Source organism: Nitrospinaceae bacterium (assembly GCA_018669005.1).
Classification (GTDB): domain Bacteria; phylum UBA8248; class UBA8248; order UBA8248; family UBA8248; genus UBA8248.
In genome coordinates this window covers 1-4,613 of the sequence record JABJAL010000119.1, presented here as the reverse complement: position 1 = coordinate 4,613, position 4,613 = coordinate 1, and the positions used below count along the sequence as shown (strand labels likewise).

Below are 4,613 nucleotides of genomic sequence, written 5' to 3'. Positions count from 1 at the left end.
GCCCCCGGATTTCCTGATAGGCATCCGGGGGCTCATTGAATCAAACTATTATTTCCGAGCCTTGTCGCCCGGTTTTAAAGCTAGGGCGCGACGATATTGTTGCGCAGCACCCCAATATTTTCGACCTCGCATTCAACCACATCGCCCACCTTCATCAGGCCCGGCGGGTCCATCGCAAAGCCAACACCCTCGGCGGTGCCCGTGGCGATCAGGTCGCCTGGCACCAGGGTAAAGCCCTCTGAGAGAACCGAAACGACCGTCTCAACATCGAAGATCATGTCGTTGGTGTTCGATTTCTGGCGTACCTCGCCGTTCAAGCGGGTTTCGATGCCCAGGTTGTTGCCGTCTCCAGTCTCATCCTTTGTGACAATGTAGGGGCCGAGGGGACCAAAGGTGTCCATCGACTTGCCCTTGAACCACTGACCGTGCCGGCGCTGGATGTCGCGGGCCGACACTTCGTTCATGACGGTGTAGCCATAGACGTGGTCCATGGCCTTGTCCTTGGGAATGTTGATCCCCTCTTTGCCAATGACGATGACAAGCTCGCACTCATAGTCCAGCTCTTGGGTGGCATCGTGGTGGATGACCCCAGCCTCGGGGTGGTTGTGCGATCCTATCCACTTGGTGAAATAGACGGGAATTTTGGGATACTCGCCCACTTTTCGGGCACCGGTCTTGCGGGCGCCCTCATCGGAGTGTTTCTTGTAGTTGAGCCCAACGGCGATAACGGGACGCTTAAGCTCGGCGATGGGCGCGAGAAGCTTCACCGAGTCGAGTGGCTTGGGATTGCCGTTTGTTTTCGGGGTGCCGCCGGCTGCGATGACTGCGGCGGCATCGCTTGTTTCGGGCACCACATCCTCCACGCCAGCATCGGTCAATACGGCGACTCGGGGCCCATTTTCGGCTTCATAGCTTAGAAGTTTCATACTTTCTCCATTTTAACGTGAATAAAATGCCTTCCGGCCCAGGGGCCGGTGTGCGTTAAATCTTGATGTTTCTGATCATTTCGGATTGCCGCTTGGCGCCCGCGATCATGAAGTTGAGGTCGCTTCCGCTCAGGATGAATCGCATGCCCCCTTTGATGCGGCGCTCAAGCATGTCGGCCTGATAGGAGCCACCCATGCCGGGGATTTTTCCGTGTTTTTTACAGGCTGCGAGTACCTGCTCGTATACGAGATTCACCCGCGGATGGTCGTGCTGCCCGGCGATTCCCATCCCCGTGCTTAAATCGTTGGTTCCAATAAGGAGGACATCGATGCCATCCACGGCGGCTATTTCATCTGCCTTTTCGCCCGCCTCGGGTGTTTCGATCATAGCGACGAGAAGCATCTCCTTGTTGACGCCCGCTAGAAGATCGTCCGGGCCAAGCGGGGCGTACGAGGCGTGCGGCAGCCCGCCGCCGTGGCTGCGGTCCCCTTCGGGGGGGAATTTACAGATCGAAACGAATTCCCTTGCCTCCTCGGCGTTGTTCACGTGGGGCAAAACAATACCCTGTGCGCCGGCGTCGAGGATGCGTGTGCTCAGGTGGCCTTCGATCGAGGCGACCCGGACGAGGGGGGTGATACCCTGGGTGAGGGCTGCGACACAAATCTGGGTCGCCGATTCAAGGTTGAAGGGGCCGTGCTCTAGATCGATAAAAAGCCAGTCGTAGCCGCTGGCCTTCATCGCCATGCCGACCTCGACGGATTTTACGGCTCGGACCCCAGCGCCAAGCGTCACTTCCCCGTTGAGGGATTTTTTCTTTGTCTCGTTGATGATGACGGACAAGATAGTCTCCTTGTTAGAGTAGGCAACTTGCACGGCGCAATAGCCGGCGGCCTGGAAACGTAAAAATACCGGAAGCTTGATGGATACTCCATATCCCCCCGAAAAGGCAACCTTTGCCGGGAGGCGGTCATCTTTTCCTTGTTGGCCGACCAAATTTAGGGTGCCAAAGGCCCTAATTCTCATTGGTTTGAACGAAAACCAAAATTCACTGGATTCGGCATGGAATATGCTTTTTATATTAGAGAGGATTCTCCCATAAAAAAGGGCGAATCAGGATAATCCTTATTAAGATAGGCGCTTTGAGGATATGTTCCCCTAATAGGAGCGAGATAAAAGTGTAGCAAATATGTATCAAAATAAATTAGCTGGTCACTTTGTTGGGAATTTTTGACGATAAGATTGTTAGTAGTAATGTGGCGTCAGTGGCCGATGTCTCGTACCGCCGCCTTGGGAGGGTCGATAAATGTCGGCCTACAAGATTCGTGGTCATGTTTTATTCCTCGCCGCTACACTCCTCGTGGGGTGTGCCTCCGCTCCGGTGAGCACCGAAGATAGGAGCCCTCGCCCGGACGGGCGCTACGATAACCATGCCTACCTGGTTGATTCCTCGCAGATGAATCTCTCGCGAGTGGTCTCCTCTATCGTGATTCTTGTTACGCGAACGAAATTCAGGCTTCCCGATGGCGAGGAAATCGAAAAAGAGCTTGTTGGGAGCGGTGTGGTTGTAGGCGACAGGTTCATACTCACGGTCGAGCATACAGTTGCTCAAGGTACCATCAAGATATCCACGCCCGTGGGTGTCATGAAACTACAGGTAAAAAAATTAGCGGAAAAAACTTTTTTGCGCCACGATGGAGTTGAGCATCCGCTTAGAGCACTTGTCCTGAGCCCCGAGGACGATGTGGCGCTATTTGAAATTCCGCGAGGTGTGAACCCGCCTTCGTTTCCTTACTCGCTCGGCAATAGTGACGATCTTCAGGTGGGCAACTACATTTATGCCATAGGCAATCCTCTGAACATGGGAGTGAACGTACGCGAGGGCATCGTCAGCGCTCTTCGTGCTCCTCGTGAAGTGGCGAGGGTGGCGGCTAAAAATGAGAACGCGTTTATGGTGAGCAACGGGCTCTCGCCGGGAGACAGTGGAACACCGGTCATCGCCATTCGCGACGGTCGCTTCGAGATGGTCGGCCTCTCGCAGGGCACCTTTGTTGGCGGCGGGCGGTTGGGCTGGGTCATCCGCATCAATGCTATCCGATTGTTGATAAACAAAGCGCGCTCGATGCAAAAAAAAGAATGGGCCAAGACTCCTACGCCTGTGCCGCTTAAGATCAAAAATGGGTGGCGACCCCTCAGCTCCCTCTGGGGACTGGTTAGTATGCTTCCCTGATGGTCTGTTGCTTGGGTCACAGAAAAAAAATAATTTTCGGATAGCCCGCTCCCGTTAAAGGAGCGGGTCTTTTTTTGTCCCTCGCATTGTCGGGCCCCGGTGCGTTAGAATTGCCATTCTTACATCACAGAGGATTTTAAAAAATTATTTTCTCTAGGAAGGACGCATGATGTTCAAAACCACCAAGATCGGCCACATGGGTTTCTGGACGCGGGATCTGGATCGGTTGCAAAATTTCTATACGGACGTCATGGGCTTTAGGGTGACGAGTCGCTCGGGGCCGGATGCGCCTGTACCGGGCGGAGCCGCCGTGTTCATGCGCTGTGATCGTGCGCACCATGAAATCGTTTTTTTTCAGGCCCCACAGGAGGCTCCCAGCCTTTATCCTGATACCGAAAACTCGATGGAGGAGCGCAAGGCAGGTTTTCAACACATGGCCTTCGAGGTGCCCAATCGTACCGAGTGGCTCAAGGCCCTCAAGCACATCAAAAGTTGCGGAGTTGAAATTAAGTACGGACCTGTCGTCCATGGTCCTGAGGGTGATGGTTTTGAGGCAGGGAGCGGCAACCGCGCATTTTATTTTACTGATCCCGATGGCAATTACATCGAGGTATACTGCGACATCACCGTATTTGAGGACGAGGAAGCGGGTTGGGGAGACGTGCTTCAATAGAATCCACTGATTTATTTATGAGTAAGGAGACCAGAATTGATCTGTACGAAATACTCCCCGAGATCGCTCGTTGGGTTTTTTGCCGGGGCGACTTTGCTTACGGCGGCGCTGGCCTTGCCCGTGCCGGGCGGCACGCAAGAGGTTGAGGTGGGCGACGTGATGGCCAAGATGGAAGGGGCCTACAGTGCTGTGGTTAAATCCTTGCTGCTCGTTCCCGTTCAAGAGTCGGGAGATGAGGTGCCCTTTCCGGTTGTTCAACAGCGCCTCATGGAGATTGCCAAGATTGCCAAATCGCTTCCCGAAATCGAAAACTATAAAAAAGACGCTTCGTTTCGGAATTACTCATTGAAACTTGAGGCCGAGGCGGGGGCGCTCTCGAAACTTGCCGCGAAAAAAGATCCGGCCGCCTCCATCTCAGCGCTCTTTCGCCTTCAGGCTGCCTGTCTTGCCTGCCACGAAGATTTTCGGTTCTAATATTGTCCTTGTAGCGAAAAAAAACACCCACCGGTCGATCCGCCGAGGGGTGTTTTTTATGAAATAGTTGTTAGCTATAGAAATGATATTCGATGTGTTGCGTCTGCCTTTTGGAACTGTTGTCGGTGTTGTCTCCTTTTGAGGTCCTTTTATTTATTCTCCCCACGCTCCTCGATCACCGCCATTAGCGCTTTTATCCCTGCGTTGAACGAGGGCGAGCCGGCGGGGAATATTACGAGTTCCACGGCCTCTAATATCTCTTGTCCTGTTGCGCCGTGCTCGAAGGCCTGGTGGATGTGATTTTTGATGTAG

At 53.8% G+C, this 4,613-nt stretch carries 6 protein-coding genes; 3 read left to right on the top strand and 3 right to left on the bottom strand.

Going from position 1 to position 4,613, the window contains the following annotated elements:
- Window positions 1-80: 80 nt before the first annotated feature.
- On the bottom strand, window positions 81-926 hold the full coding sequence (locus tag HOJ95_17850; GenBank protein ID MBT6396559.1) for a fumarylacetoacetate hydrolase family protein: 846 nt from the start codon (window positions 924-926) through the stop codon (window positions 81-83).
- A gap of 55 nt (window positions 927-981) precedes the next feature.
- The gene (locus HOJ95_17845; protein MBT6396558.1) at window positions 982-1,671 is read right to left on the bottom strand and encodes an aldolase; all 690 of its coding nucleotides are present in this window, start codon (window positions 1,669-1,671) and stop codon (window positions 982-984) included.
- Window positions 1,672-2,230: 559 nt separating this feature from the next.
- On the opposite strand from HOJ95_17845, the gene HOJ95_17840 reads away from it, so the two are divergent.
- The 3 genes from HOJ95_17840 (at window position 2,231) to HOJ95_17830 (ending at window position 4,301) form a co-directional block, all read left to right on the top strand.
- Complete coding sequence (locus tag HOJ95_17840; GenBank protein ID MBT6396557.1) at window positions 2,231-3,154, top strand: trypsin-like peptidase domain-containing protein; 924 nt, start codon at window positions 2,231-2,233, stop codon at window positions 3,152-3,154.
- A gap of 166 nt (window positions 3,155-3,320) precedes the next feature.
- The gene (locus HOJ95_17835) at window positions 3,321-3,827 is read left to right on the top strand and encodes a hypothetical protein (protein MBT6396556.1); all 507 of its coding nucleotides are present in this window, start codon (window positions 3,321-3,323) and stop codon (window positions 3,825-3,827) included.
- Window positions 3,828-3,863: 36 nt separating this feature from the next.
- Window positions 3,864-4,301, top strand: coding sequence for a cytochrome c (locus HOJ95_17830; protein MBT6396555.1), 438 nt, complete (start codon window positions 3,864-3,866; stop codon window positions 4,299-4,301).
- 149 nt (window positions 4,302-4,450) lie between these two features.
- Here the strand turns inward: HOJ95_17830 and HOJ95_17825 are convergent.
- On the bottom strand, window positions 4,451-4,613 hold a 163-nt coding region (locus tag HOJ95_17825; GenBank protein ID MBT6396554.1), incomplete at its 5' end, for a carboxymuconolactone decarboxylase family protein.

Excerpts from the sequence above, each read along its gene's own strand:
- HOJ95_17840 (MBT6396557.1), top strand. The coding sequence starts at position 2,231 with ATGTCGGCCTACAAGATTCGTGGTCATGTTTTATTCCTCGCCGCTACA.
- HOJ95_17850 (MBT6396559.1), bottom strand. The coding sequence starts at position 926 with ATGAAACTTCTAAGCTATGAAGCCGAAAATGGGCCCCGAGTCGCCGTA.
- HOJ95_17845 (MBT6396558.1), bottom strand. The coding sequence starts at position 1,671 with ATGGCGATGAAGGCCAGCGGCTACGACTGGCTTTTTATCGATCTAGAG.
- HOJ95_17835 (MBT6396556.1), top strand. The coding sequence starts at position 3,321 with ATGATGTTCAAAACCACCAAGATCGGCCACATGGGTTTCTGGACGCGG.